This window comes from Sorangium sp. So ce836 (assembly GCF_028553905.1).
GTDB classification, from domain to species: Bacteria; Myxococcota_A; Polyangia; order Polyangiales; family Polyangiaceae; genus Sorangium; species Sorangium cellulosum_D.
Window position 1 is genome coordinate 3,124,907 of sequence record NZ_CP102233.1, and the last position, 26,182, is coordinate 3,151,088.

16 protein-coding genes and 1 pseudogene are annotated in these 26,182 nt (G+C 73.1%); 10 read left to right on the top strand and 7 right to left on the bottom strand.

What is annotated here, in order from left to right:
* The first annotated feature begins 174 nt into the window (after positions 1-174).
* Both NQZ70_RS11375 and NQZ70_RS11380 read left to right on the top strand, forming a co-directional pair.
* Positions 175-2,253: a CotH kinase family protein gene (locus tag NQZ70_RS11375; RefSeq protein ID WP_272828213.1), complete on the top strand. Its 2,079-nt coding sequence runs from the start codon at positions 175-177 to the stop codon at positions 2,251-2,253.
* 166 nt (positions 2,254-2,419) lie between these two features.
* Complete coding sequence (locus NQZ70_RS11380; RefSeq protein WP_165373910.1) at positions 2,420-3,715, top strand: trypsin-like serine protease; 1,296 nt, start codon at positions 2,420-2,422, stop codon at positions 3,713-3,715.
* A 49-nt stretch (positions 3,716-3,764) separates the two neighbouring features.
* On the opposite strand, the gene NQZ70_RS11385 is transcribed toward NQZ70_RS11380, so the two are convergent.
* Together NQZ70_RS11385 and obgE are read right to left on the bottom strand one after the other, a co-directional pair.
* Positions 3,765-5,507 carry an MYXO-CTERM sorting domain-containing protein gene (locus tag NQZ70_RS11385; protein WP_129574244.1) on the bottom strand — a complete coding sequence of 581 codons (1,743 nt, stop codon included), beginning with the start codon at positions 5,505-5,507 and terminating at the stop codon, positions 3,765-3,767.
* 168 nt (positions 5,508-5,675) lie between these two features.
* A complete protein-coding gene (obgE, locus tag NQZ70_RS11390) occupies positions 5,676-6,698 on the bottom strand; it encodes a GTPase ObgE (protein ID WP_129574245.1) in 1,023 nt (340 codons plus the stop codon).
* Positions 6,699-6,797: 99 nt separating this feature from the next.
* Here obgE and NQZ70_RS11395 point away from each other — a divergent pair, with 99 nt between their 5' ends.
* Positions 6,798-8,324, top strand: a complete 1,527-nt coding sequence (locus tag NQZ70_RS11395) for an ATP-binding protein (RefSeq protein ID WP_129574246.1) — start codon at positions 6,798-6,800, stop codon at positions 8,322-8,324.
* 153 nt (positions 8,325-8,477) lie between these two features.
* On the opposite strand, the gene NQZ70_RS11400 is transcribed toward NQZ70_RS11395, so the two are convergent.
* Entirely contained in the window at positions 8,478-9,059 is a 582-nt protein-coding gene (locus NQZ70_RS11400; RefSeq protein ID WP_237245230.1) for a hypothetical protein, read from the bottom strand.
* A gap of 509 nt (positions 9,060-9,568) precedes the next feature.
* On the opposite strand from NQZ70_RS11400, the gene NQZ70_RS11405 reads away from it, so the two are divergent.
* The 5 genes from NQZ70_RS11405 (at position 9,569) to NQZ70_RS11425 (ending at position 17,114) form a co-directional block, all read left to right on the top strand.
* Complete coding sequence (locus tag NQZ70_RS11405) at positions 9,569-10,678, top strand: diacylglycerol kinase family protein (RefSeq protein WP_237245231.1); 1,110 nt, start codon at positions 9,569-9,571, stop codon at positions 10,676-10,678.
* Between the two features lie 265 nt (positions 10,679-10,943).
* Positions 10,944-11,756: a calcium-binding protein gene (locus NQZ70_RS11410; protein ID WP_129574248.1), complete on the top strand. Its 813-nt coding sequence runs from the start codon at positions 10,944-10,946 to the stop codon at positions 11,754-11,756.
* A 322-nt stretch (positions 11,757-12,078) separates the two neighbouring features.
* Positions 12,079-13,947, top strand: coding sequence for a hypothetical protein (locus tag NQZ70_RS11415; protein WP_207217800.1), 1,869 nt, complete (start codon positions 12,079-12,081; stop codon positions 13,945-13,947).
* A gap of 892 nt (positions 13,948-14,839) precedes the next feature.
* Positions 14,840-15,304, top strand: coding sequence for a hypothetical protein (locus NQZ70_RS11420; RefSeq protein WP_129574249.1), 465 nt, complete (start codon positions 14,840-14,842; stop codon positions 15,302-15,304).
* A 226-nt stretch (positions 15,305-15,530) separates the two neighbouring features.
* A complete protein-coding gene (locus NQZ70_RS11425; protein WP_129574250.1) occupies positions 15,531-17,114 on the top strand; it encodes a carboxypeptidase-like regulatory domain-containing protein in 1,584 nt (527 codons plus the stop codon).
* A 97-nt stretch (positions 17,115-17,211) separates the two neighbouring features.
* On the opposite strand, the pseudogene NQZ70_RS11430 reads toward NQZ70_RS11425, so the two are convergent.
* The 3 genes and pseudogenes from NQZ70_RS11430 to NQZ70_RS11440 all read right to left on the bottom strand — a co-directional run bounded on the left by NQZ70_RS11430 (position 17,212) and on the right by NQZ70_RS11440 (position 20,700).
* A pseudogene (locus NQZ70_RS11430) lies at positions 17,212-18,524 on the bottom strand (inositol-3-phosphate synthase).
* Positions 18,525-18,839: 315 nt separating this feature from the next.
* Positions 18,840-19,430, bottom strand: a complete 591-nt coding sequence (locus tag NQZ70_RS11435; protein WP_129574251.1) for a Uma2 family endonuclease — start codon at positions 19,428-19,430, stop codon at positions 18,840-18,842.
* Between the two features lie 70 nt (positions 19,431-19,500).
* Positions 19,501-20,700: a hypothetical protein gene (locus NQZ70_RS11440; protein ID WP_129574252.1), complete on the bottom strand. Its 1,200-nt coding sequence runs from the start codon at positions 20,698-20,700 to the stop codon at positions 19,501-19,503.
* Positions 20,701-20,727: 27 nt separating this feature from the next.
* On the opposite strand from NQZ70_RS11440, the gene NQZ70_RS11445 reads away from it, so the two are divergent.
* Positions 20,728-22,149 (top strand): sorbosone dehydrogenase family protein, encoded by a 1,422-nt coding sequence (locus NQZ70_RS11445; protein WP_237245232.1) that lies wholly within the window; start codon positions 20,728-20,730, stop codon positions 22,147-22,149.
* A gap of 42 nt (positions 22,150-22,191) precedes the next feature.
* Here the strand turns inward: NQZ70_RS11445 and NQZ70_RS11450 are convergent, their stop codons facing one another.
* Complete coding sequence (locus NQZ70_RS11450) at positions 22,192-23,193, bottom strand: LLM class flavin-dependent oxidoreductase (RefSeq protein WP_129574253.1); 1,002 nt, start codon at positions 23,191-23,193, stop codon at positions 22,192-22,194.
* Between the two features lie 183 nt (positions 23,194-23,376).
* On the opposite strand from NQZ70_RS11450, the gene NQZ70_RS11455 reads away from it, so the two are divergent.
* Positions 23,377-26,175 (top strand): HEAT repeat domain-containing protein, encoded by a 2,799-nt coding sequence (locus NQZ70_RS11455; RefSeq protein ID WP_165373911.1) that lies wholly within the window; start codon positions 23,377-23,379, stop codon positions 26,173-26,175.
* The last annotated feature ends 7 nt before the right edge of the window (positions 26,176-26,182 follow it).

Consider the following 26,182-nt stretch of genomic DNA (forward strand, 5'->3'; position numbering starts at 1 on the left):
GGCGCGACGGATCATTCCGTGCCTTTTTGTCAACCGGATCGCACGGATGCTCCCGACTCCGGGCGAGCAGAGATGGCCTCTCGAACGGCCAGGCCCGGGGATCCGCGACGCGAAAATCAGGGATCGACGCGCGCGAGGCGCACGCTTACGCTCGGCGCCGTTGAAGGAGCGTGCATGAAGCTTACGTGTTGGACATGGCTTGTGGTGGCGGCCGTCGCGGCGGGCGCCGGATGCGGGGATGACGAGGGTGGAACCGGCGGCGCCGGGCCGGGAGGCGCGGGTGGGGCGAGCGCCGGCGGGGGCGGCGGGGCGAGCGCCGGCGGGGGAGGCTCGGGCGCGGCGGGCACCGGCGGGGAAGGCGGCATGAGCGACGGCGGGGCCGGCGGAGAGGCCCCGATGCCGCCGTGCGCGCCGCCCGACCCCACGCTCGCCGACCGCGACGCGGATGAGCTGTATGCGGCCGACGAGGTGTTGCGCTTCGACTTCCGCCTTCCGGAAGAGCGCTGGGCCGAGCTCAAGGAGAACGCCCGCGACGAGGAGTACGTGGAGGCCGAGGCTTGTTACCAGGGCAAGAGCCTGGGCGTCGTCGGCCTGCGCTTCAAGGGCGGTTACGGCACCCTACAGATGTGCTTCGACGAGGAGGGAAACCTCACCTGCCCGAAGCTCAGCATGAAGGTGAAGTTCGACGAGTACGTCGACGGCCAGCGGTTCTACGCGCAGAAGCGGCTGAACTTCCACTCGATGATCTGGGATCCGACGAAGCTCCACGAGCGCATCGCCTATGGCCTGTACCGGGAGATGGGCGTCGCGGCCCCGCGGAGCGGGTGGGCCACGCTCACCGTGAACGGCGAGCCGCAGGGGCTCTTCTCGATGGTCGAGGAGGTGGACGGCCGCTTCCTGGAGAGCCATTTCCCCGAAGGGCCGGACGGCGACCTCTACAAGGAAGCGTGGCCGGTCACGGACGACGCCAGCTACTACGCGGAGCACATCGAGACGAACGAGGACGAGGCCACGCACGAGCGCTTCGTCGCGTTCGCCGCCGCGCTCGCGTCCGCCGAGGGCGACGAGCGCCTCGCCGCGCTGTCGCAGTGGGCGGACGTCGAGCAGCTGCAACGCTACATGGCCGTCGACGAGGCGATCGTGAACTGGGACGGGGTCACGACCTTCTACGTCGACCCCGCGGGCGGCGCCAACAACCACAACTTCTACATCTACGACGAGCCCTCGTCGGGCAAGTTCCGCCTGATCCCGTGGGATATGGACCAGACCCTCGGCGCGAGCACCTATTTCGGCCACGTGCCCCGCTGGACCGAGGCGCCGGCGACCTGCCCCGCCGTGGTCCCGGTGTTCATGGGCGCCGAGCGGGTGCGCGTGCCGGGATGCGACGCGCTGTTCGGCGCCTTGAGCCAGGACCCCGCGGGCTACCAGGCCGCGCTCCAGGCGCTGCTCGACGGGCCGTTCCGCGAAGGGAAGCTCGAAGCGCAGGTGGACGAGTACGCGGCGCTGATCCGCGCCGCCGTCGACGAGGATCCGCTCGGGCCCGGCCTCGCCTCGTGGGAGCCGGCGGTCGCGCGCCTCAAGAGCGAGGTGCCGATCCTGCGCGAGCGCCTGCGCCGGTTCGCCAGCAACACGCCGCTCGTGCCCTTCTCGTTCACCGCGGCGGGGCTCAACGATTTCGAGGCGGCGGACACGCTCGAGCTGTACTTCGGCACGCTGCTCGCCACCAACGACGCGTCCGGCGCGGTGCAGGGCATCGCGCAGGACGCGCCGCTCAGCGGCGCGCGGAGCCTGCTCCTGAGCTTCGATTTCCGCGACGAGGCGTCCGCCTGGGGCCAGTACGTGTACTTCACGGTGCCCCTCGCCGAGGGCTCGGTCGACGTGACGCCGCTCGAGGGCGTCCGCTTCCGGGCGCGCGCCGACGCGGCGCGCTGGCTGCGCGTCGACGTCGAGAGCCCCGCGCAGAGCAACGGGCTCATCGGCGTCCGCCACGGCTGGGACGTGCGGCTCGGCGTCGAGCCGCAGCTCATCGAGCTCAAGTTCGCCGACATCGCGCTCCCCGGCTGGGCGATCGACCAGGGGCTCGACCCCGGCGACGACGTGAACGACGTGCTCGCGTCGATCATCGGCCTCGCGTTCAGCCCGGAGATGAACGGCGTCGGCGCGAACGGCTTCCTCGGCCGCGGCAAGGTCGACTCGGGCGCCGTCGTGATCGACGATGTCGAGCTCTTCGGCGCGACGTCCGGCGATCCGTGATCGGCTGACACGAATCCTCCTCGGCGAGGTGCACGAGTACCGACACACTGGATGGAGCATCGAGCCGGCTCGATGTTCCACTCCTCGAACACCGCCGTTCCAGAACGCCGTCTGGCGTGGCCCGGGCATCGCCGCATACTCCGGACGTGACCAATGCGGAGATGAAATGAACAAGGAAGAGCTTGGCAATAAGCTGGGTATCGCGATCTGTGTCGGGGTCGCGTTGGGCCTCTCCACGGCTTGCTCCATTGCAGATGAGCCGGACGATCCGGTCGAGTCGCTCGATTCGCGGTCGTCCGAGATCATCGGCGGCGAGATCGCCGAGGCGAGCCCCTGGGCCGTCCAGGTCTTCGACGTGCGCGGCGACACGGGCGATTTCTACCAGTGCACGGGCACGCTCGTCGCGCCGCGCTGGGTGCTCACCGCGCAGCACTGCATCGCGGATGAAGGCGAGACGTCGGCGGTGCGCATCGGCAGCAACACGTACCGCGAGGGCCAGCGCATCGAGGTCGACGCCGTCGAGGTGCCCTCGGCGGAGGTCGACATCGCGCTGCTCCACCTGACCGAGGACGCCGGCGGCGCGGTCGTAGAGCTCGCCCCCGCGGGGCCGGCCGTGGACGGGACGGACGCGACGGTCTACGGCTGGGGGAGCGAGGGCACACCGCTGGTGATGGCGCCGTCGCTCAAGAAGGCGATCGTCCACATCGATGGCCGGCGCTCCGACGACGAGCTCCTGGCGACGGGCGTGACGGGCTCGGGGTGGAGCGGCGACTCCGGCGGCCCGTGGTTCGTCGACGGGGTTCAGGTCGCCGTGTTCTCGGCCTCGAGCGGCCAGGACGGCACCAACTTGCATGCGTCGCTCGCCGGCGTCGACGTCGCGCGCCACCGCGCGTGGATCGACGCGACGATCGCCAGCGGCCCCACCGACCACCCCGACGACGAGGTCGTGCTCCACGATCTCTCGGACTTCTCCGGCGTCTCGCAGAGCTTCGGGATCGGCCGCCACAACCTCCCGGACATGGCGATCATCGGCAACGACCGCGCGAGCGCGATCGAGGTCCCCGCCGGGCTCCGGGTCACGGTCTTCTTCCACCACAACTTCGAGGGCGAGGCGCGCGTCTTCACCTCGGACACGGATCTCGTGGCCGCGGGCTTCAGCGACGTCATCTCGAGCTTCGTCGTCTCGCGCGCCTCGGACCCGCAAGAGGACGTGGTCGCCCTCTACGAGCACGCCGACTTCTCGGGCGACGCGCTCCTCTACGGCGTCGGCAGCAGATACCTCATCGGCAGCGCATGGGACAAGAGGATCAGCTCCGTCCGCGTCCCCGCCGGCTTCACGCTGACGCTCTACGACCTGTTCTTCATCTACTCGCCCGAGTCGCGCGTCATCACGGCGGACGCCAACCTCGACAGCTACGACTTCGACGACGAGACCTCGAGCTTCACCGTCGAGCGCCCGTAGGAGCGAGGGCGCGCGGGCGGCCTGCTCGCCCGCGCGACCTCACGGCCCTTCAGACCACCTCGCGGCCGCCGCGCGCGCCGCGCTGCCCGCGGGCCGGCCGGCGGCGGAGCCCGAGGCCGGCGGCGAGGAGCAGGGCCGCGAGGCCGCCCGCAGAGGGCGTGTCGGCGCCGAGGCGGCACCCGCAGCCCGACGACTCGCCGCCGCCGGAAGCGCCGCCGCCCGCGCCGGCGGGCGGCGCCCCGCCCGCGCCCGACGCGGAGGCCCCGCCCGAGCCGTCGCCGGCGCCGGACGACGCGACGGTGTCGAGCCCCGCGCCGATCGACGTGGTGGCGGTGGTGGGCGGCGGCGGCGCTTCGACGCACGCGCCCGCCTCGCACCGCTCGCCCGCGGGGCACGCGACCCTGTCGCAGACATCGACGCACGCGCCCTCGCGGCAATACGTGCCTTCGTCGCACGCGACGTCGGCGCACGCGGCCTCCACGCACCGGCCGCTCCCCATGTCGCAGCGCTCGTTCGTCGGGCACCCGCGGCAGTTGCACTGGAGCACGCACACGCCGCCTTCGCACACCTGGCCGGAGTTGCACACGACGTCCTGGCACGGATCGATGCAGCGCCCGGCGCGGCACACCTGGTCGTGCGGGCACACCACGCCGTCGCACGGCGCGCTGCACTCGCCCGCGCGGCACACCTCGCCCACGTCGCACATCACGTCGACGCAGGCCTGCTCGACGCACAGGCCTTGCTGGCACACGAACCCTTGCTCGCACGGGAACTCCGCGGACCCGCAGGGGTCCACGCAGCGGCCGCGGTTGCACACCTGGTTCTCCGGACAGGGCGCCTCCTCGTCGATGACGTCGTCGCAGTCGTTGTCGACGCCGTCGCACTGCTCCGCCTGGCTGCCAGGCAGGACGAAGGGCGTGCAGATCACCGCCCCCTGCGCGTCGCAGTCGGAGATCCCGAGGCGGCACGCGCCGACGTTCTCGTCCACCTCGCACGGCAGGCCGGCCTCGGGGCACGTGATGCCGGAGAAGCGGAACAGGAAGTCCTCGTAGTCGAGATCGTTGCCGTTGACGCCCGCCGCGCCGGCGGCGTTCTGGAAGTCGAGATCCTCGAAGCCCAGGTAAAACGTGTTGAGCAGCTCGTTCGATCGATAGATGAGGTCCGAGTACCACGGGCCCGGCGTCGCGCACGCCGTACACTCCACGTTGAACCGATGCTCGGTGTAATGGTATTGCGTGGCATCCCCGTTGCCCGTGCCGTTCGGGTTGGGGATCAGCGCGAAGCCGATCAGCCCGCCGCCGTACGCGGGGTTCTCCCGGATCGACACCGCCGTCAGCTCGCGCATCGCCTCCGGCGGCAGGTCGGTCGAGAAGGGAAAGAGGATCTGGATATCGCTCTCCGGCGCCGCCGTGTTGAGGCCGGCCCTGGTGTTCACGGGGACATACCGCGGAGGATCGTCGCTCGCGCGGTCGTCGTCGACGTTGTACCAGCCGACGGCGAAGTTGGCGCCTCCGCCCTTGGCGATGTACTTGCCGCTGAACCCGCAGAGCGGCGAGAACACCTGCGGCTCCACCGCCGCGTCGGCCACGACGTCGATCATCTCGTCGATGTTGTCGTTGTTGTCCGACCCGTTGAGCAGGTCGCTCAATCGTTCGCGGACCGCGGGGACCGTGGTGCCGTTCGGTTGCACGATGTCGGCGCGCGCCGTCCCGCTCGCGCCGAGCGCCGCCGAGAGGGCCACACACCACGCGAGGGCATACGGTTTGCTGAAGGTGACGATCGACCAGCGCATCGGGCTTCCTCTCCTGGCAGGACGCGTGAGTCCGAAAGGAGAAGTGGACGCCAACTTCGCTGTCTTGTCCATACGGCGCGCGCTCGTGGATCCACGGCCGATGTGCACGGACAGCCCACGTGAGGACACCCTGTGATCTGCGCGGAGAGATCCCCCGCGCTCGGGCGATCACCCCTCGCGCTTGCGCGCGATCGCCGCGAGCTCACGGATGAGCTCGGTCGCGCCCTCGCCCGTCGCGGCGCTGACGAGGTGGAGCTTCACCTTCGCCTTCGCGAACCGCGCCTTGAGCTTCGGGTAGGCCTCGCGCACCTCGGTCAGGTCGGCCTTGGTCAGGGCGACGACCTCGGGGCGCCCGGCGATCTCCGGGCTGAACTTCTTGAGCTCCTTGCGGAGCGCCCGGTAGTCGGCGAGCGGCTCGCGGCCCTCGCCTGGATCGAGCGTCACGAGGTGGAGGAGCGCCCGCGTCCGCTCCACGTGCTTCAGGAACTGGATGCCGAGCCCGACCCCCTCGCTCGCGCCCGGGATCAGCCCCGGGATGTCCGCGATGACGAAGCTCGACCCGCCCGCCCGCACCCCGCCGCCGACCTCGACCATGCCGAGCGTCGGGGTCAGCGTCGTGAACGGGTAGTCGCCGATCTTGGGCCGGGCGGCCGAGACGGCGGCGACGAAGGTGCTCTTGCCGGCGTTGGGGAAGCCGAGCAGGCCGACGTCGGCGAGCACCTTCAGCTCCAGGCGGAGCTCGCGGGCCTCGCCCGGCTCCCCCGGCTCGGCGCGCCGGGGGGCCCGGTCGTGCGGCGACTTGAAGTGCAGGTTGCCGCGGCCCCCCTTGCCCCCGCGGGCGACCACGACCCGCTGGCCGTGCTCGGTCACGTCGGCGAGCAGCTCGCCGGTCTCCGCGTCGAAGACCTGCGTCCCCACCGGGAGCTTCTCGACCCGGTCGGCGCCGGCGCGCCCGTGGCAGTCGCTCCCCATCCCGTGCTCGCCCCGCTCGGCCTCGAGGGTGCGCGCGTAGGTGAAGTCGAGTAGCGTGGACAGGCCTTCGTCGCCCACGAAGACGACGTCCCCGCCGCGGCCGCCGTCGCCGCCCGCGGGGCCGCCGAACGGGATGTACTTCTCGCGCCGGAATGCGATCGCTCCATTGCCGCCATCCCCCGCGATGACCTTCAAACGGCACTGATCGACGAACCGCATGGTCGCGGCTCATAGCATAAAACTCAGGAAAGACCCCACAGCGGAAGGCAGCCCCGTGCATCGGGCCGCCCGCCGGACCGCTCGACCAGGAGATCCCAGGTGCGCGCTCGAATCCTGATCGTGGACGACAACACGAGCCTCGCCGGAAATCTTCGCGACGTCCTCGAGGGCGCGCGCGAGCTCGACGTGGAGGTGGCCCTGGCGCCGAACGGCAAGCAGGGGCTCGCGGCGGCCCGCCGCGACGGCTTCGACGTGGCGGTGGTCGACGTCAAGCTCCCCGACGCGAGCGGCCTCGAGCTCATCGCCCCGCTCCGCGCCGCCGCCCCCCACGGCGAGATCGTCCTCGTGACCGGCTTCGCGACCGTGGACACCGCGATGGCCGCCCTCCGCGCCGGCGCCTTCGCCTTCATCCTCAAGTCGTTCCGCCCCGAGGAGCTCATCTCCACGGTGGCCCAGGCGATCGAGAAGATCTCGCTGAAGCGGGAGCGGGAGGAGCTCGAGCGGCGGTACCGGGCGATCGTCGACGCGGCGGACGTGCTCATCCTCGGCCTGGACGCCGACGGCCGCGTGGCCCTCTTCAACCCGCGCCTGTCCGCGCTGACCGGGGTGGGCGGCGACGCCGCGCTCGGCATGCCGTTCTGCGAGACGCTGGTCGACGAGTCCGAGCAGCGCCGGTTCAACCAGTCGTTCCAGAGCGTCGTCGAGGGCGACGCCGCCGCCGCCGAGGTCGAGGTCGGCGTCCGGGACGCGGTGGGCGCGATCCGCCGGGTGCGCTGGCACCTCTCCGGCGTCCGCAGCGGCGGGCGCGGCGGCCGGACCGACCTCGTCTACGGCATCGGCATCGACGTGACCGAGCGGCGCGCGCTCGAGCGGCGCGCCGCCGACGCCGAGGCGCTGAACGCCATGGCCCCGCTCGCCCTCGGGCTCGCGCACGAGATCAGGAACCCCTTGAACGCCGCGGTCCTGGAGCTCCACCTGCTCAGCCGCGGCATCGACCGCCTCTCCGACGAGGCGATCCGCGAGCCCATGAAGCGGCGGGTGGGCATCGTCGAGGCCGAGATCGGCCGGCTGGGCCGGCTGCTCGGCGAGTTCCTCGAGCTCGCCCGCCCGCGCGCCCCGCACCGAGAGCCCGTCGACCTGGCCCGCGTCGTGCGCGACGTCCTCGACCTCGAGGAGGAGGCGCTCGCGAGCCACCGCGTCGAGGTCGTCCGCGACCTGCCCGACGACTGCTTCGCGCTCGGCGACGTGGAGAAGCTCAAGCAGGTGGTCCTGAACCTGGTCGTCAACGCCCTGGACGTCATGCCCGACGGCGGGGTCTTGCGGGCGTGCGCGTCGGGGGACGCGCACGAGGTGTGGCTGTCGATCGGGGACACGGGGCCCGGGATCGACCCGACGATCCTCGCCGAGATCTTCGATCCGTTCTTCACCACGAAGGCGGCGGGCACCGGCCTCGGGCTCGCGATCGTCCGGAAGATCGTGGACCAGCACGCGGGCCGGGTGGAGGTGAGCACGCACGCGGCCGAGGGGACGACGGTCCGCGTGCGGCTCCCCCGCTTCATCCCAGAGCCGGTGCCCGTGTCTCGCCCCACGACGAGCTCGCTGCCGCCCCGCGGGGCCGGGAGCTGACGGGCCTCACCGAGCGGCGTTCACCCGCACAGGAGACGGGCCCAGATCGGCGTTTTCGGCGCGCAGGCGTACACCAGTACGCCGAGCACCGAAAACGTCGAGGTGGGCCCGTATCCGCAGCGGGTGAGCGCCGCTCCAGCGGGTGAGCGCCGCTCAGCCCACGATGCGCATGGGGGGCTTGAGCGGGAGGGGGGGCTTGGAGCCGGGGGCCGAGGGGATCGCGGACGGGGCCGGCTTGGGGACCGCGTCGCCCTCGAGGGCGGCGAGCGCCACGAACAGCCGGTCCATGCCGTAGTCGAGGGCCACTTCGCGCTGGAAGACGTGGGCGACCTTGATCAGGCGCAGCGACGTCTGCTTGCCGAGGTCGATCTCGCGCTCGAGGAACGCCTCGAACGAGCCGTAGCCCTTCGCCTGATACAGCTCCTGCTGCTGGATCTCGGCGAGCACCACCCCGATGTCGAAGAACCCCTTGTCGAGCCGCTTGCGGAGCGTGCGGATCTTCTGGGTCTGGTTGTGGAGCTCGGCGATCTTCGCCTTGATCTCCTCCGCGCCGCTGGGCACGCGGATGGTCGCCCGGGCGCTGCCGGGGGGCGCCGGCTCGGCGGCCCGTGCCCGCGCCTCGGCGGCGTGCTTCGCGGCGTGCCGGGCAGCCCAGGGCGCAGCGCCGCGGAGGCCGAGCTTACGCTTCGAGGCGCTCGACGCGGATTTCGAGTCTTCCTTGATTACCGGATTCACGGGTTTCGCAAGCTGAGCTTCAGCGCCCCCCTTGGCGCTCGAAGAGGCCTTTTTCTTCGTGCCCGTCGCCTTCTCGGAGCTGCCCTGCTTTGTGATCTTCGGCATGTCGCTGCGTCCCCCGCTGGGTACGAGATCGTCGCGGCCCTTCGCCACAAGCGCGCGCCGCCCGCGCGGGGGAAAGACCCGCACGGCTGTCAAGCCGAATTGGCTCGCCAGGTCGTCGCCTTACCAAAAAATCGACCACCCCGTCCACTATGTTTCGGGGAGGCTCCTCGCTTTCCCGTTGGTCAGCATGACCCAAGATCGGCCCGAGAGCCAAAACCCATGAGCATCGCATGCTTGGGCCTCTCTCGGACAGCGGCGATCGCCGAGGGGGCGCTGTTTTGGCCACGTTGGCCTACAGCGAGATCCCGGCGGGCCCGACGCTCCGGTCGAGCGAGGCCCCCGCGCCGGCGCCGGCGCCCGCGTGATCTCCAAGCGCGGGGGTCGGTCGTGGTAGATCGCGGTGCATGACCTCTCCGCCCGCCGGTCGCGGCCCCGATGACGTCTCCCAGGCCGCTGATGCGTCGCGTCGTCCGGGCGATGTGCCGCGGGGCGCGGCGAGCAGCCGGATTGCCGTGGTGGTGAACGGCAACGCCAAGAGCGTGACGGCGGAGGTGATCGAGACGCTCGATCAGATCCTTGACACAGGGGATCTGTTCGTGTCGCGGCGGGTGGAGGAGAGCGAGGGCATCGCGCGGATCCTTGTCGACCGGGGCTACGGCACGATCCTCACGGGCGGGGGCGACGGGACGTTCACCGTGGTGGTGACGGCGGTGGTGAACGAGGCGAAGCGGCGCGGGCTGCCGGTGCCGCGGTTCGGGCTGCTCCGGCTGGGGACGGGCAACTCGCTGGCGTGGGTGCTCGGCGCGTCCGGGGGCGCGGGCGCGAAGCCCGGGCTGGCGGTGGATCTCCAGCGGCTGCGCGCCGAGGCCGGGAGCCGCAACCTGCGGCTCGTGGAGGCCGAGGACATCCTGTCGCCGTTCTGCGGCTTCGGGATCGACGCGGTGATGCTGCGCGACTACAACGCGGTGAAGTCGGCGCTCGCGCGCGGCCCGCTGAAGCGGCTCGCGCCGGGGCCGGTGGCGTACGCCGTCGCCGCGACGACGCGGACGATCCCGAGCTACCTCGTGCGGCGCACGCCGCACTGCCGCATCATCAACGAGGGCAACGACGCGATCCGCGTCGGCGAGAAGGGGACGATCCTCGGGGCGCCGATCAAGAAGGGCGGCGTCATCTACGAGGGTCCGGCGAAGATCGCGGCGCTGTCGACGATCCCCTATTACGGCTTCGGCTTCCGGATGTTCCCGTACGCGGACGATCGCCAGGACCGGATGCAGCTGCGCGTGTCGATGATCTCGCCGTTCACGTTCGTGCGGAACTTCTCGAGCATCTGGAACGGAGAGTTCGACGACCTGGAGACGGTGTTCGACTACTTCGTGGACGAGGTGACGATCGAGATGGATCCGGCGACGAGCTTCCAGATCGGCGGCGACGTCCGCGGGGACCGCTCGCGCGTCCGCGTGCGGCTGACCGAGCCGATCCGGATCGTCGACTTCTACGCGCCGCCGCGGGGGTAGCGCCGGGGAGCGCCCCAGCGAGCGCCCAGCGAGCGCGGCTCGCCTGCGACTCCATCCGTGCTGAAGCGGCACAGATCGAGGCGCATGTGGCACACTGGCCCGCTGTACGCACGGCACATGTTGGCAATCTCGGGGGACGAGGACGCTCGCGGCTCCTTCGATGGCCGGGAAATCAGCGAGGTATGCAGTCGCGGAGAGGCTGGCGCATGGCTTGCTCCGGAGCTGTGCCATGGACACGAACTCCAGACGAATTCGCTTTGACTCCATGGGAATCCTCTCCCTCTCGCTCCTCGTCGCGGCGGTGTCGTTCGGCGCCGGGTGTGCCGGAGAGGTGATCTCCCCGGATGGGGAGGGGAGCGAGGAGAGCGCGCTCGAAGGCGCAGGGGCCGATGAGGGGGAAGGGGGCGGCGGGAACACGCCCGGAGGCGAGGAGGCCGAGGCGGCGTGCACGATCGGCGAGTCCCGGAATTGCACCGCCCACGGGATGGGCGGCTACGAGCTGTGCGAGGACGTGGAGGGGGTGCCGACCTGGACCGGGTGTCAGTCGAGCAGCGTCAGCACGCCGCTCGTGCTCTCGTTCGATCAGCGTCCGGTCGAGTACCTGACCGCGATGAACGGCGCGTTCGATCTGAGCGGGCTCGGGGCCACGATCGCCACCGACTGGCCCACCGCGGCGACGCCGTGGCTCGCGCTCGATCGGGACGGCAATGGGGCGATCGACGGCGGCGCGGAGCTATTCGGCTCGGCGACGGTGCTCGCGAGCGGGGCGCGCGCGGACAACGGGTTCACCGCGCTCCGCGAGCTCGACTCCGACGGTGACGGCCGCATCACGGCGCGGGACGAGGCGTGGTCGCGGCTCGTGCTGTGGAGCGACCGCGACGCGAACCGCGCCTCGAGCGCCGGCGAGCTCGAGCCGCTCGCGTCGCGCGGGCTCGTCGCGATCGAGCTGTCGTACGGGCGCGACCGGCGCTGCGACGGGCGCGGCAACTGCGAGATCGAGCGCGCCGCGTTCACGTTCTCGGAGGGCGCCGCGACCCGGACGGGCGCGGTCGTCGACGTGCACCTGCGCTGGCAGTGACGCCGCCGCCGGCGGGCGACCCGGCGCGCCCGTCGCCGCGACGCGGCCATCGTCGCGTCGCGCGCAGCGCGAAGAGGAGGTCGAGTCGACCCCTCGACGCGCGCATGCCTGCACGGCACACGGGAAGACGGGCTCCCGCGAAGGAGCGGTGGGCGCGCGCTCCGGCGGGAGCGCGACGGCGTCTCGACGGCATCAGGGAGCCGGAAAGCGGCGCGTGTGGGGGCTTCCCACGAAAGGCGGTTGCACCGAAGATGGCGCCGCGCGGGTGAGATGTCACGCCGCGTCATCGACGGGCGAGTCCCCCTTTCCCTGGAGCGACAGAATGAGATTACGATGGACGACGTGCCTCCTCATGCTGGGGCTGACGGCGAGCGCCGCGGCGTGCGGGGACGATGACGACGGCAGCCCGAGCTCGAGCACAGGAACGGGCGGCGAGGGCGGCGCGGGCGCGGCGGGGGGCGGAGGCCGGGGTGGCGACGGCGGCGCGGGCAGCGTCGGTGGTGCCGGAGGCCTCGGGGGCTCCGGCGGTGATGGCGGACGGAGCGGCACGGGCGGCGGTGGCGGCGCGGGCGGCGAAGGCGGCGAAGGCGGCGAAGGCGGCGCGGGCGGCGAAGGCGGCACGGGCGGCAGCGGTGGCTCGGAGGGCGATACCGGCGGCTCCGGCGGCGGCATCGGCGGCACAGGCGGCTCCGGCGGCGGCATCGGCGGCACAGGCGGCTCCGGCGGCAGCATCGGCGGCACAGGCGGCTCCGGCGGCGGCATCGGGGGCGCGGGCGGCTCCGGCGGCGGCATCGGCGGCACAGGCGGCTCCGGCGGCGGCATCGGCGGCACAGGCGGCTCCGGCGGCGGCATCGGCGGCACGGGCGGCTCCGGCGGCGAGAGCGGCGGCGCGGGCGGTGACGCTGGCGAGGGCGGCTCCGGCGGAGATCTCGACCGGCCCGACGGCGCCGCCTGCACCGACGACGCGATGTGCGCGGGGAACTTCTGCAACCGGGAGGACGTCAACGGATGGCCCGCCGGCTACTGCATCAGCTCGTGCGAGCACACCGGCGGCACCTGCCCCGGCGATGGCGTCTGCATCGAATCCGGCAGCAACGGGCGCCTCTGCTACGGGGCGTGCGCCACCTCGAGCGATTGTCGCCCCGGCTATGCCTGCGTCCCCGCCGCCGACGGGACGCTGAGCTGCCGGCCGGCGTGCACCGAGGACGCGCAGTGCCCGACGCGCGGCAGGTGCAACACGCTCACCGGCCTTTGCCGGATCTACGAGGCGAGCTGCGCCGACGGCGAGGACAACGACCGCGACGCGGCCGTCGATTGCGACGACGACGATTGCGGCGAGCCCTGCGCCGCGATCGCCGCAGAGACCTGCGCGGCCGCGCCGCCCCTGCCGCCGGAGGTCTCGGGCGACACCTCGCTCGGCACCAGCGCGTTCAAGGCCGACTGCACGGGCGGCGGACGCGAGGACGTGTACCTGTTCGTCCCGCCCGAGGAGCAGTACGGCACGCTCTCGGTCGTGCTCGAGTCGGACACCGTCCAGGGGCTCTACGCCCGCGGCGCGTGCGAGGACCCCACCACCGAGCTCGCGTGCGCCGAGCCCGCCGCCGGCGGGGGCGCCGAGGCGATCGACGTCGCCCTGGGCCCCGGCGAGCCGGTGAGCATCGTCGTCGACGCGCATGCGCCGGGCGAGGAGGGCCCGTACACGCTGCGCTCCACGTTCACCCAGGCGATCTGCGGCGACGGCGCTGTCACGCGGCCCGAGCAGTGCGACGACCCCGACGCCTTCGGCGCCTGCGCCGACGACTGCTCCTCGGTCTGCGAGGGCGCGCGGGAGGCCATCCTCGGGGTGAACACCGGCGACACGCGGACCGGCACGATCGCCCTCCGGGGCGACTGCTCCATGCCGGACACGCGCGAGGACGTATACCGGTTCACGCCCCCGGCGAACGGCACGCTCACGCTCGTGATGTCCTCCGTCACCGATCAAACCCTGTCCGTGAGGTCGAGCTGCCTGTGGGCGAGCTCCGAGCTCACGTGCGAGGACGCCGAGGGGCTAGGCGTCGGCGACACGCCCGCGATCGAGACGCTCGCGCTCGAGGTGACCGGCGGCGTCCCCCTGTTCATCGTCGTCGACGGCTTCTGGTCCCAGGCCGACGCCGGGCCGTACACGCTCGACGTGTCCTTCGCGCCCTGAGCGCCGGCGCCGCCGCCCGCCATCCCACACCGGCCTGCGCTCCGGCGCGCTCCGATCTCCCCCTGACGACTCCCCCGATCGGGCGCGGCAGCAGGAGCCGGGCGGCCCGGCTGCCCTCAGGCACCGCCACACGTAGCACGTAGCGCGCGGACGCTGGTCGACCAGGGCGCCCGGCCCCGCGCCGGACAGAGCGCCCTTCGTCCGGAGCGGGCCGCGCTGGAGGGCCTTTGCGCGCTCCGTGTCGCTCGATGTGTGGCGATGAGCGGGATTGGCATGCTCCCGACGAACGGTCGCGGCCTCGGTCGGACGACCCACGCCGCGTTTTGCGGAAGTTCTAGGAATGTGCTCTTCGATTACAGCTGCGATGAGCGCGCGGGCCGTGGCGCTCGCGACCCCGGGCGGACAGCGCGTGCCGCGTTTTGCGGAAGTTCTAGGAATGTGCTCTTCGATGGCAGCAGCGATGAGCGCCCGGGTCGTGGCGTGCCGTCCGCGTAAATGCTGGTTATTTTTGAGAGGTTGTTTCTTTCTCCCGGTCTTGCCTGGTGAGAAATCATGCGGTACCGTCAATCAAGCCGGTTCGAGGAAATCCTGTCTGAGTCGACAGGCGCGCTGCGTCGAATCGGGACGCTCTCGGAGGGAGCCCAGCTGTGCTGAGCTCTTTCAGGAGAGCGCCGCGCATCGCGCGCTCGAGGCAGGAGTCGAGGCGTACCGTAACGTTCGCGCAAACTCTCCGCCGGAAAGACAGGGGCGCGCAGCGCGCCTTCAGGCGACGCATGGCTAGCGAAGGGCGAGCTTCTCTGCCGCTCTCGTCAGGGGGGCTATCGCCTCGAGCTTGTCTCGGGATTGGTGTGTGCAACGTTCCACTTGGCATGAAACATAAGGAGTTTACCACATGAAGAAGCTCATGATCCTCGCATCGCTCGCCGTCATGTCGATCTCGGGCAGCGCCATGGCCGTGGCGCCCACGGCGGGCCGTCAGATCGTCATCGAAGGCAGACCGGCCGGTACGGCACAGTTCCTCCCCGCGGGCTTGGGCCCCGCGATCAACCTGCTCGCTCCCAACGGGACATGCCGGTCCAACATGATCTGGACGTCGGTCAACCCCGTGTCAGGCAGCCTTCTCTGTCAGACCCTGGAGACGAGGACGGTGACCAACCCGAACTGCCCGGCGGCGAACATCACCACCACCATGTACGCCGGCGATGGCCTCACGGCCTGCAACGGGTTCGACCAGAACGGCTTCCCGTTCAGTGCCATCTTCATGGCCCTCGGCGAGTCGGCGACGGCGAACCCGACGTTCACCGGGACGATCCTGATGAACACCATGCCGTTCGTGCAGGGCATGCTGATCAGGTGACGCCGGGCGCGGCTCGCCGTGCCCATGTTCAAAGAAGAGGGCTTCCCGGGCTGGCAGTTGCCGGCGCCGGAGGCCTGCCCGACGCGCCGGCGGTCACCTCCCCGTGTCCGCCGTTGCCTCGCCCGAGAGGGAGCGGGAGTCGCTTTGGAGCGCCTCGCTCCCTCTCGGTTGCGACATCGCTGCGAGCGCTGCAGCCCCCACACCAGGACTCGATGGAGACGTTCTCATGCAACCCCCTGCCTTGCGTCATGACACTCCCCGGCGATGGCCGCTCTGGTGCGCGGTCGCGGCGCTCGCCCTCGCCGCCTTCCTGCTCTTCCGGCCGAAGCACGACGCGCCCACCGCCGCGCGGCGCGAGCCAGCGGCCGCGCAGAAGAGGTCGGGCTACGTCAACCGAACGCAGTGGAGGGCCCGTGCTGCGCACCCCGCCGAGCCGGCCCCGGAGGCGCCGTCGATCTCCGGGACCGTTTACGACCTGACCGGCGCGCCGCTCGCCGGGGCTGCCGTCAGCGCGACGACGTTCGAGGTCGCCGGCAACTTCCCCACCACGGCGTCCTCCGTCCAGACCGACGGAGATGGGCGCTTCGAGCTCCGCGTCCCGAACGGTACGTACAACCTCGTCGGCAACAAGGAGGGGTACGGACCGACGATGGCCATTGCGCACAGCGGTGATGACCTCGCCCTCGTTCTCCCGAGGAGCGGAGTCGTCAAGGGGCATGTCTACAACGAGCGTAAGGAGCCGATCACGCGGTTCACCGTGGATGTCATCGCGCTGTCTCCCGACAGCACGGCGGCGCTTGCGCCCCTCTCGTCAAAGCGCTTCGAGGGGCCGGACGGCGCCTTCCACATCGATCAACTCCCTGGATGGGCCGTGATCCTCAGGGTCACGGCGTCCGACTACGCCCCCGCGTTCTCCTCGCTCGTCCACACCAAGGCGGACGAGACCCGAGACGTCGAGCTGACCCTCACGAGCGGGTGCGCGCTGACGGGCACGGTTCGTGACGAGAGAGGCGCGCCGGTGGCAGGGGTGTTCCTCGACGCTGAGGCGCGCCACTCCGCGGGCGTGGCCAGCCAGGGGTCGATGGACGCCGCGAGCGAGGCGCAGAGCGATCTCGACGGGCGCTTCCGGCTGGAGCACGTCCCTGCCGGCGAGATCCTGGTCCGCGGCTACGCCGGCGGCTATGCCACGTCGACGGCGAGCGTCCAGATCTCCGGGTGCGACGATCTGGCGCCGATCGATCTCGTGATGTCCGCGGGCGGCAGCATCGCCGGCGTGGTGCGCGGGAGCGACGGCAAGCCGGCCGCCGGCGTGAGGCTCATGGCCTCTCACCGGAGCATCGGCTTCGTGAACACGGTGACCGACGCCGAGGGGCGATATCGCATCGAGCAGCTCCCGCCCGTCCTGGTGCGCCTGGAGCTGATCGACACGGCGCAGCGCACCGTCGTCCACGTGGGCGTGAAGGACGGTGAAACCGTCGAGCAGAACCTCGCGCTGCTCGCGAAGGGGTCGGGCGAGATCCGTGGGCGCGTCACGTCCGGCGGGGAGCCGCTCCGGGGGCTCCAGGTCCAGGTCGTCTGCAACCAGGCCGACAGCGGGCTCGACATGCATTATCTGACGACAGGCGGCGACGGGACCTACCGGGCGACGGATCTGCCGGACGGCACCTACATGGTCTTCGTCTCCTCGACCATGCGGGCCTCGTCGGCCCACGTGCGTGGCGGTAGCGTCGCGGAGGTGAACCTGGACTTGGTCGAGCAGCCCAAGCCCGCCGACGCCGCGGTGGTTCCGGCCAGCGCCACCAACCATTGAGCGGTTTGCCGGCCGCGACGCCTGCCCGCGCGGCGAAAGGCGCTCGCGCTCCTCCGGCCCGGCCGTCGCGCGGCCGGGCCGGAGGAGCGCCCTCCCTTCAGTCGTAATACTCGTTGCCCAGGTGGGTGATGAGGTCCTCCCCCATGAGCCAGCGCATCGTGTTCTTGAGCTTCATCGACTGGATGAAGAGGTCGTGCTCCGGGTACAGGGCCGGCGCGGTCATCGGGCTCTTCCAGTAGAAGCTCAGCCACTCCTGCGTGCCGCTCAGCCCGGCGCGCTGCGCGAGATCCAGGAGCAGCGCGAGGTCGAGCACGATCGGCGCGGCGAGGATCGAGTCGCGGCAGAGGAAGTTGATCTTCAGGTGCATCGGGTAGCCGAGCCAGTCGACGAGATCGATGTTGTCCCAGCCCTCCTTGGCGTCGCCCCGAGGGGGTAGTACTCGATCCGCACCTTGTGGAAGAGCTTGCCGTAGAGCTCGCCATGGACGTCCGGCCTCAGGATGTGCTCGAGCACCCCGAGCTTCGAGACCTCCTTCGACCGGAACGACTCCGGGTCGTCGAGCACCTCGCCGTCGCGGTTGCCGAGGATGTTCGTCGAGAACCACCCCGCGACGCCGAGCATCCGCGCCTTGAGCGCCGGGGCGATCACGGTCTTCATCAGGGTCTGGCCGGTCTTGAAGTCCTTGCCGGCGATCGGGACCTCCTGCTTGCGCGCGAGCTCCCACGCGGCCGGGAAGTCGACGGTGAGGTTCGGGGCGCCGTTCGCGAACGGGATGCGCTCCTTCAGGCAGGCCCAGGCGTAGATCTGGGAGCTCGAGATGGCCGGGTGGTCCTCGGCGAGCCCCGCCTCGAAGCGCGCCGTCGACTGGTGGACCTCCGCGGGCGCGATGTGCACCTCGGTCGAGCCGCACCAGACGGCCGCGGCGCGCGCGGCGCCGCTGTCGCGCAGGAAGGAGCGGAGATCTTCCCGGACCCGCTCCACCATCTCGGCCTTGCTCGCGCCCTTCTTCACGTGGGTGCCGTGGAGCCGCCGCACATACTGCGGGTAGAACACCGCGGGCATCGGCCGGATCCGCTCGAGCTCGCCGCGGACGGCGTCGAGGTGGCGGCGCTCGAGCACGTCCGCGTGCCGCGCCGACTCGTAGGCGTCGTCGGGGAAGATGTCCCACGCGCCGAACTCCAGCTGATCGAGCGCCGCGAGCGGCAGGAAATCCTTGATCCTCGGCGCGCGGTGGTCGGTGCGCCGGCCGAGCCGGATCGTGCCCAGCGACGTGAGCGACCCGATCGGCGGGGCGAGCCCGCGCCGCGCGAGCAGGGTGCCCGCGATGGTCGTCGCGGCGACGGCGCCCAGTCCCGGCAGCAGGACCGCGAGCTTGCCCTCTGCCTTCTTGAGCTCTTTCGGCTGCTTCACGTGACGTGCTCCCCCCGGTCGCGGTCGCGGGCGCTCCTCGGGCAGAGGCGGGGCGTCCGCCGGTGCCGTGCGCGCGGCGCGCCGGCGCCTGCCGGGGCCGCGCGGCGCTGCGACCGCCGGGAGCATGAGGCCCGGCGGCCGCGATCACCACGGCCCGGCGCGCGCGCGGGCGTTTCCCGCGCGCTCCCTTCACCGATTTCCGGCGCGCCCTGCGGGCCAGCGCCTCGGACGGCGGCAGCCGGGCGGCCGGAGGCGGCTTGCGACGGCGCGCGCAGGGGCTCCGGCGCGGTCGGGCCGGACGCTCGCCCGTGCTCGTCAGCCGTCGTCGTCGCCGTCGAGCAGGCCGTGCACCGAGAACGCGACGGCCTCGAAGGGCTCGGCGCGGACGCGCTCCTCTCCCTGGGCGTCCAGGACCAGGAGATAACCGTCCTCCGTCCAGCGATAAACGATGAGCGTCTCGGCGATCGGATCGATGAGCCAATAATGAGGTACGCCCGAGCGCTTGTAGGTGCGCATCTTCCTCACGACGTCGTTGCGCTCGTTGGAGGGCGAGAGGATCTCGCAGACCCAGTCCGGTCGCACGAGGATGGGGCTTTCCCTGGGGAGCTCGGGCAGCCGCTCCCTGCGCCAGCCGGCGATATCCGGGCGGTAGATCTCGCTGCTTTCGAACTGGACCTCGGTCTCGGTCAGGAAGCGCCACCCGCCGGGCCACGGCCCACCGGGGCGACGATCGTACGGGCCGCCGAGCCGGATGGTGAGGCGCGCCTGGGAGCTGCCGTGGCGCGGGCTCGGCATGGCCTTGCGCACGAGGTCGCCACCGATGATCTCGTGGAACCGCTCCGGCTCCGGGATGGCGAGGAGGTCGGCGACCGTGGCGGGCGCCTTCTTCAGCGCGGCGGGCGGCATGGCCGGAGGATAGGCCTTCCGGCTGCGGGCAGCCACCCGGGGTCGGCGCCGACGCCTCCAGCGCGCGGCGTCAGGGCGCGGCCGGCGGGTAGCCGGCGGCGGGGGTCATCGCCTCGATCCAGGCGCGGACCGCGGCGACGGCGTCCTCGTCGACGCGGCGGGTCGCGAGCGGCGGCATCTGCTCGGGCGGGGCGCCGGGCGCGTCGCGCCGGGCCATGGCGCGCAGCAGGGTGCTGCGATCCGGATCGCGGGGCCTCAGCCGGTAATAGCGCGCCCCCGGCGGCGCGCCGGGCGGGCGCAGCTTCGCCGGCTGATTGATCGCCGTCTGGTACGCGCGCGTGCCGCGCACGTCGCCCACCCGGCCGGCAGCGTCGATGTCGAGGCGCATCTCGAAGTGCGTCGCGACGCCGAGCGGATGGTGGCACGAGACGCCGCAGTTCGCGTGGAGCAGGCCGAGGGCGCGCCGCTCCGTCTCGGTCCCGGGCACCTCGAGCGCGGCCGCGCTCGGCAGCGGGCTGCCGGAGCTCGTCGAGAGCAGGCCGCGCTGGACCAGCTCGGCGTACGTCAGGCCGCCGGCGCCCCGCGCGGCGAGCTGGACGGCCTCGAAGCCGAGCGGGTTATCGGTCTTGCCCGCATGGCAGCGGATGCAGTCGACCTGCGCCGGGATCGCATAATCGTCCGCGCCGGGCACGTGGGGGACACCGGCCTTGACCTGCAGCGCGCTCGAGCCGTCCTCGGACCATACGTAGGTGGCGCGCGTCCAGCGATCCTCCGCGGTCTTCCAGAGGAGCCTCGTCTCGAGCCGGCGGCCCCCGGCGGAGGCGGGCGTCCGGAACTCCTTCCACAGCTTGGCGCCGACGGGGAAGATCCAGTCGTTCATCCTGGAGACATCGATGGTCGAGCCCGGAGGGAGGTAGATCCATCGCGTCTTCTCGGCGCCGTCGCTCCAGAGCTCGAAGGCCGGCTTGAACTCGCGGACGCCCGCCGCGAGCGCGCGTGTGCCGAAGTCGCTGTACAGGCCGGTACAGCGGAGATCGGGAGGATCGGTGTCGCCGTCCTTGCAAGGCGGCTCCCGGGGCGCCGCGGGCGCGCTCTCGGCGGGGCGCTCGTCCGCTCCGGCGCCGCGCGCGGCCTGCGGGCCGACCGGGGCCGGCGCGGGCGGGGCCGGCGCGGCGGCGCGATCGGCCCGGGGCGTCTCCTGCGCGCCGCAGCCGCCGCAGCTCGCCAGCAGCAGCGATGCGAGCACGGCTTGCCAGAGGTGGCCGCTCATGATGAAGGTGGAGGCGGAGGTGCCGGCTTGCCCGAGAGATCGATCCCCCGGCGCGCGGGGCGCGCTATCTGGCTGACGAGAGCGTGCCATCGGACCGCCTGGTGCCTCCTGCTCGCGGGCAGTGTAGCCTCCTGCGACCGGCGCGTGCAGGTCGCGGGGCCGCCCGAAGAGCCCCGTGAGGGCGTCGCCGCCGGTCAGGCCGCGGCAGGGAACGCGTCCCCGCCGCCGGCGCAGGTGGGCGCGGCGGCCCCTGGTCCGGCGCCCGCCGCGGCGGACGGCGCGGCCGCGGCGCAAGCCGCGCCCGCGGCGCAGGGCGCGCCCGCGGCGCAGGGCGCGCCCGCGCCGCCGCCGGCGAACGCGGCGGAGCTCGCCCGCCCGGCGAAGTGCGGCGGCGTCCCGCCGCTGAAGCTCACGCTCGTCGCGAGCGGGCTCGAGCAGCCGACGTACGTCGCCGGGCCGCCCGGCGATCCGGCGCGCCTCGTGGTGCTCGAGAAGGCGGGGATCGTCCGGCTCATCAAGGACGGCGCGGTCCAGCCGGCGCCCTTCCTCGACGTGCGCTCGCGCGTGTTCTTTCCGGTGCCGAACGCCGAGGGCGGCCTGCTCGGGCTCGCCTTCCACCCGGATTACGCGAAGAACGGGCGCTTCTGGCTCCACTACTCGTCCGCCCCGCGCGGCAACGTGGTGATCGAGGAGTGGAAGCGCGCGGCGCAGGGCGCCGACACCGCCCATCCCGAGCCGGTCCGGTCGCTCGTCGACGTGAAGCACGGCGCCTGGAACCACGTCGGCGGCATGCTCGCCTTCGGCAAGGATGGTTATCTGTACGCCGCGATCGGCGACTCCGCGCGATCGCCGAGCCCGGCGGCCGATCTCACCTCGAAGCTCGGCAAGATCCTCCGCATCGACGTCGATCAGCCGACCAAGGCGCCGGCGGGCAACATGACCAGCGGCGATCCGATGGTCTGGGATTACGGGCTACGGAACCCGTGGCGGTTCAGCTTCGACCGGCTCACGGGGGATCTGTACATCGGCGACGTCGGCCAGAAGAGCTGGGAGGAGATCCTTGTGGAGCGCCCTGGCCAGGGCAGGAACGATTACGGTTGGGAGGCGATGGAGGGCGCCCATTGCTATCCTCCGGGCGCGACGTGCAAGCCGCGCGGGCTCCCGCCCGCGGTGGAGCACCCCCGCAGCGAGGCGGGCTCGATCATCGGCGGCTATGTGTATCGCGGGGCGAAGATCCCGTGTCTGCGCGGCCGGTACGTGTATGCCGATTACGTGACAGGCCGCTTCTTCTCCTTCGTGTGGGACGGCAAGGCCGCGACCGATCGCGTCGAGCTCACCTCCGCGCTGAGCCCGAACGGGCTCCCGTCCTCGTTCGGGGAGGACGCCGCCGGGGAGATCTATGTGGTGATGTTCAACACGGGGCGCATCTACCGGATCGACCCGGGGTGAGGCGCCGAGCCGGGCGCGCGCCCGCGCCGCCGGCGAGGCGCTTCACACGGCCCGGGCGAGCTCGTCGCGCGCCTCGGCCGTGATCTCGAGCGAGCGCACGCGCGCGGCATGATCGAAGATCGACGAGCTCACCATGAGCTCGTCGGCGCGGGTCCGGGCGATGAACGCGGCCAGCCCCTGGCGCACGGCCTCGGGCGAGCCCACGACCGTGCAGGACAGCGCCTGATCGAGGCCGGCGCGCTCCATCGGGCTCAGCTCGCGCTCGAAGCCGTCGACCGGCGGCGGCAGGGGCCCCGGCCGGCCGCGGCGCAGGTTGACGAACGCCTGCTGCAGCGAGGTCGACAGCCGGCGAGCCTCCTCGTCCGTGTCGGCGGCGAACACGTTGATCCCCAGCATGACGTGGGGCTGCGCGAGCTGCGCCGAGGGGCGGAACTCCCGGCGGTACAGCGCGATCGCCTGCGCCATGTGGCCCGGCGCGAAGTGCGAGGCGAAGGCGTACGGGAGCCCCAGCGCCGCGGCGAGCTGCGCGCCGAACAGGCTGGAGCCCAGGATCCAGATCGGCACGTCGAGGCCGGCGCCGGGCACGGCCTGCACCTGCTGGCCAGGCTCCGCCGGGCGGAAGTAACCCATCAGCTCCAGGACGTCCTGGGGGAAGCTGTCGACGTCGCCGGAGAGGTTGCGCCTCAGCGCGCGGGCGGTGACCGGGTCGGTGCCGGGAGCCCGCCCGAGGCCCAGATCGATGCGCCCCGGAAAGAGCGACGCCAGCGTGCCGAACTGCTCGGCGATCACGAGCGGCGCGTGGTTCGGCAACATGATCCCGCCCGCGCCGACGCGGATCGTCGACGTGCCGCCGGCCACGTGCGCGATCACGACCGCGGTCGCGGCGCTGGCCACGCCGCCCATGTTGTGGTGCTCGGCCAGCCAGAAGCGACGGTAGCCGAGCCGCTCGGCGTGGCGGGCGAGGTCGAGCGTGTTGCGGAACGCCTGGGAGGCGTCTCCGCCCTGGACGATGGGAGACAGGTCGAGAACGGAAAAGGGAATCATGTCGGGCACCTCGCTCGACTGTTGCACGCCGAGGACGGTTGCGGGAGCGCCCGGAGGCCGGCGCGGCGACGCGCTCGCTCCGGAGCTCCGGCGATCCGGCCCGCCCGACGCCCCCGCCCCGCGGCGACCGGGCCGCCTGGAACGGCCATGACGCGGCCGCGCCCGCTGTACTACGCTCGGGTCGTGCGCCGTACCGTCTCGCCGCTGCGCCGGCTCCCGCAGGTCCTGCTCGTCGTCGCCGCCTCGGCCGCCGCGCTCGCGCCGCCCGGGGACGCCGCCGCGTTCCTCTGGCCCAACGTGCCGGAGCAGATCGCGCGCGCGCTCACGTCGGGCGACGTCTCGGAGCGGCGACTCGCCGCGACCCGCGTCGGCGAGCTCGCCCCGGAGACGGCGATCGCGCTCATCCAGAAGGGCATGAGCGACCCGGACGTCGAGGTGCGGCTGCACCTCGCCGGGGCGGCCGTGCGCTTCCGGATGCCGCGCGCCGGAGACCTCGTGATCGAGTGGCTCGGCGAGGGCGACGCGCGCCTGCGGCTCGCGGCCTGCGACGTGATCCGCGCCGCGCCGACCGACCGCTCGGTCGTCGCCCTCGGCCGGGTGCTCGGCGATCCCGACCCGCACGTCCGCCTCGCCGCCGCCGCCGCCATGGGCGCGGCGGGGCTCCCGGACGCCGTCTCGCCGCTGCTCGGCCACCTCGACGACACCGCGCCGGAGGTGCGCGCGGAGGTCGCGCGCGCGCTCGGCCGGATCGGCGACACGCGCGCCGTCGTGCCGCTCATCGGCAAGGTGCAGGACTCGGTCCCGGAGGTCCGCCGGTCCACGGCGCGGGCGCTCGGAGAGCTCGGCGACGCGCGCGCGGTCAGCGCGCTCATCCTCGCGCTCCAGGACGCGTCCCAGGACGTCCGCGTCGAGGCCGTGACCGCCCTCGGGCGGCTGCGCTCGGACGAGGCGACGTCCGCGATCGCCGATCTCGTCGCGGCGTCGCCGCTGCCCACGGGCGCGTTCCTCGGAGCGCGCCCGACCGACAGCGGCACCTCGAGCAACGACGTGCGCGAGGCGGCGCTCCGGGCGCTCGGCCGCATCGGCTCGGACGCGGCGGTGAAGGTGCTGCTCGCGGCGCTCGCGAAGGACGACCCCGCGGCGCCGCGGTCCGCGGTCCGCGACGCGCTCGTCACCGCCGGGAGGCCGCCGGCGACGCCCGCGGCGGCGGCGACGCCCGCGCCGCCGGCGACGCCCGCGCCGCCGGCGACGCCCGCGGCATCGGCGACCCCCGCGCTTCCGGCGGCGCCCGCGGGATCGGCGACCCCCGCGCTTCCGGCGGCGCCCGCTCCCGCGCCCCCGCCCGCCGGCGGCGCGACCGCTCGCAAGGGCACCGCCGTCCCCGCGCTCGTCGCCGCGCTCGCGGCCGCGCCGTCGGCCAACACCGCGGCGGGCGCCGCCCTCGTGCTCGGCGAGCTCAAGGCCAGGGAAGGGCTGCCCGCCATCGTCCGGGCGATGCAGCGCGGCGTCGTCCCGCTCCGGCACGGGCTCCGCGCCCTCGGCGCGCTCGGCGACCCCGCGGCGCTGCCCAGCGTGCTCGAGCTGCTCGGCGACGCCGATCCCTCGGTCCGCCGCGAGGCGATCCGCGCCGCGACCGCGCTGCTCGATCCCGCGCGGCCCGACGGGCGCGCGGTCGACCCCGCGCGCGCCCTGCTGGTCGACCCGGCGACCCCGCCCGACGAGAAGCTCGCCCTCGTCCAGCTCCTCGGCCGCACCGGCTCGCCGCGCGCCCAGGGGGTGCTGCTGCCGCTCGCGAAGGCCCGCTCCGCGCCGCTCCGCCTCGCCGTGATCGAGGCGCTCGGCGCGGCGCGCGCCGCCGGCGAGCTCGGCGCCGCCGTGGACGCCGCGCTGCTCGCGGCGCTCGACGACGAGTCGGCCGACGTGCGCCTCCGCGCCGCGATCGCGCTCTCCCGCGTCGCCGGCCCGGGGAGCGCGCGCGCGCTGCTCCAGCGCCTCACCGTCGCCGCCGAGCAGGACCGCGGCGCGCTCGGCATCGCCCTCTCGGGCGCGCTGTCGCGCGTCCCGGACGACGCGAAGGGCGCGAAGGACGGCGGCAGCGCGGGCCTCGCCCATGACGTCGCGGCCGCCGTCGCGAGCGCGCCGGACGCCGCGCGCGACGCGCTGCTGGAGGGGCTCGGCCGCATGCCCGGGGACGCCGCCGGCGCCGCGCTCGCGCGGATGGCCTCGGCGGCGCCGATCGACGACCGCCGCAAGATCGCCGAGGCGCTCGCCGGGCACCCGGAGGCCGCCGCCGCGCTCCGCAAGCTCGCGGGCGATCCGGATCCGGGCGTCCGCGCCAACGCGGTCTGGTCGCTCGGCGCCGTGGGGAACCCGGACGCGCTGCCGCTGCTCCAGCCGCTCCTCAAGGACCCCGACGCCGCCGTGGCGGGCAACGCGGCGGGCGCGATCGGGCGCGCCGCGGGCCGCGCCGGCCAGCCCGCGCGCGCGGCCGCGGCGCTCTGCGGCGCGCTCGCCGACGCGCGCCCCTACGTGCGCGCCAACGCCCTCGCCGGCCTCACCGTCGCCCGGGCGCGCTGCGACGGCGCCGCGGCCCGCGACCTGCTCGCGCGCGATCCCGCCGAGGCCGTCCGCCTCGCCGCCGCCGACCACCTCGCGCAGGGCGGCGCCGACGCCGATCGCCGCGCGCTCGCCCGCTGCGCCACCGAGGAGAGGAACGCCTCGGTCGCGGGGCGCTGCGCCGGCGCCGCCTCGCCCGGCGCGCCGCCCGCCGGCGCCGAGGACGTCGCGGTCTTCGTCGTCCCGTTCGACGCGGGCCGCGGCGGCTCGTCCCGCGACGCGCCGGTCCCGCGCGCCCCCTTCGCGCTCGTGCGCGCCGACGGCCTCCTGCGCCTCGGCGTCGCCGATCGGCGCGGGGAGGTCTTCGAGCGCGGCGCTCCCCGAGGGCCGCTCCGCCTCGCCGTCCCGGCGCCGCTCGTGAAGTGAGCCCGCG

Coding starts and splice junctions, on each gene's coding strand:
- NQZ70_RS11375 (WP_272828213.1), top strand. CDS start 175: ATGAAGCTTACGTGTTGGACATGGCTTGTGGTGGCGGCCGTCGCGGCG.
- NQZ70_RS11420 (WP_129574249.1), top strand. CDS start 14,840: ATGAAGAAGCTCATGATCCTCGCATCGCTCGCCGTCATGTCGATCTCG.
- NQZ70_RS11380 (WP_165373910.1), top strand. CDS start 2,420: ATGAACAAGGAAGAGCTTGGCAATAAGCTGGGTATCGCGATCTGTGTC.
- NQZ70_RS11410 (WP_129574248.1), top strand. CDS start 10,944: ATGGGAATCCTCTCCCTCTCGCTCCTCGTCGCGGCGGTGTCGTTCGGC.
- NQZ70_RS11435 (WP_129574251.1), bottom strand. CDS start 19,430: ATGCCGCCCGCCGCGCTGAAGAAGGCGCCCGCCACGGTCGCCGACCTC.
- NQZ70_RS11385 (WP_129574244.1), bottom strand. CDS start 5,507: ATGCGCTGGTCGATCGTCACCTTCAGCAAACCGTATGCCCTCGCGTGG.
- NQZ70_RS11415 (WP_207217800.1), top strand. CDS start 12,079: ATGAGATTACGATGGACGACGTGCCTCCTCATGCTGGGGCTGACGGCG.
- NQZ70_RS11425 (WP_129574250.1), top strand. CDS start 15,531: ATGCAACCCCCTGCCTTGCGTCATGACACTCCCCGGCGATGGCCGCTC.
- NQZ70_RS11450 (WP_129574253.1), bottom strand. CDS start 23,193: ATGATTCCCTTTTCCGTTCTCGACCTGTCTCCCATCGTCCAGGGCGGA.
- NQZ70_RS11405 (WP_237245231.1), top strand. CDS start 9,569: ATGACCTCTCCGCCCGCCGGTCGCGGCCCCGATGACGTCTCCCAGGCC.
- NQZ70_RS11440 (WP_129574252.1), bottom strand. CDS start 20,700: ATGAGCGGCCACCTCTGGCAAGCCGTGCTCGCATCGCTGCTGCTGGCG.
- obgE (WP_129574245.1), bottom strand. CDS start 6,698: ATGCGGTTCGTCGATCAGTGCCGTTTGAAGGTCATCGCGGGGGATGGC.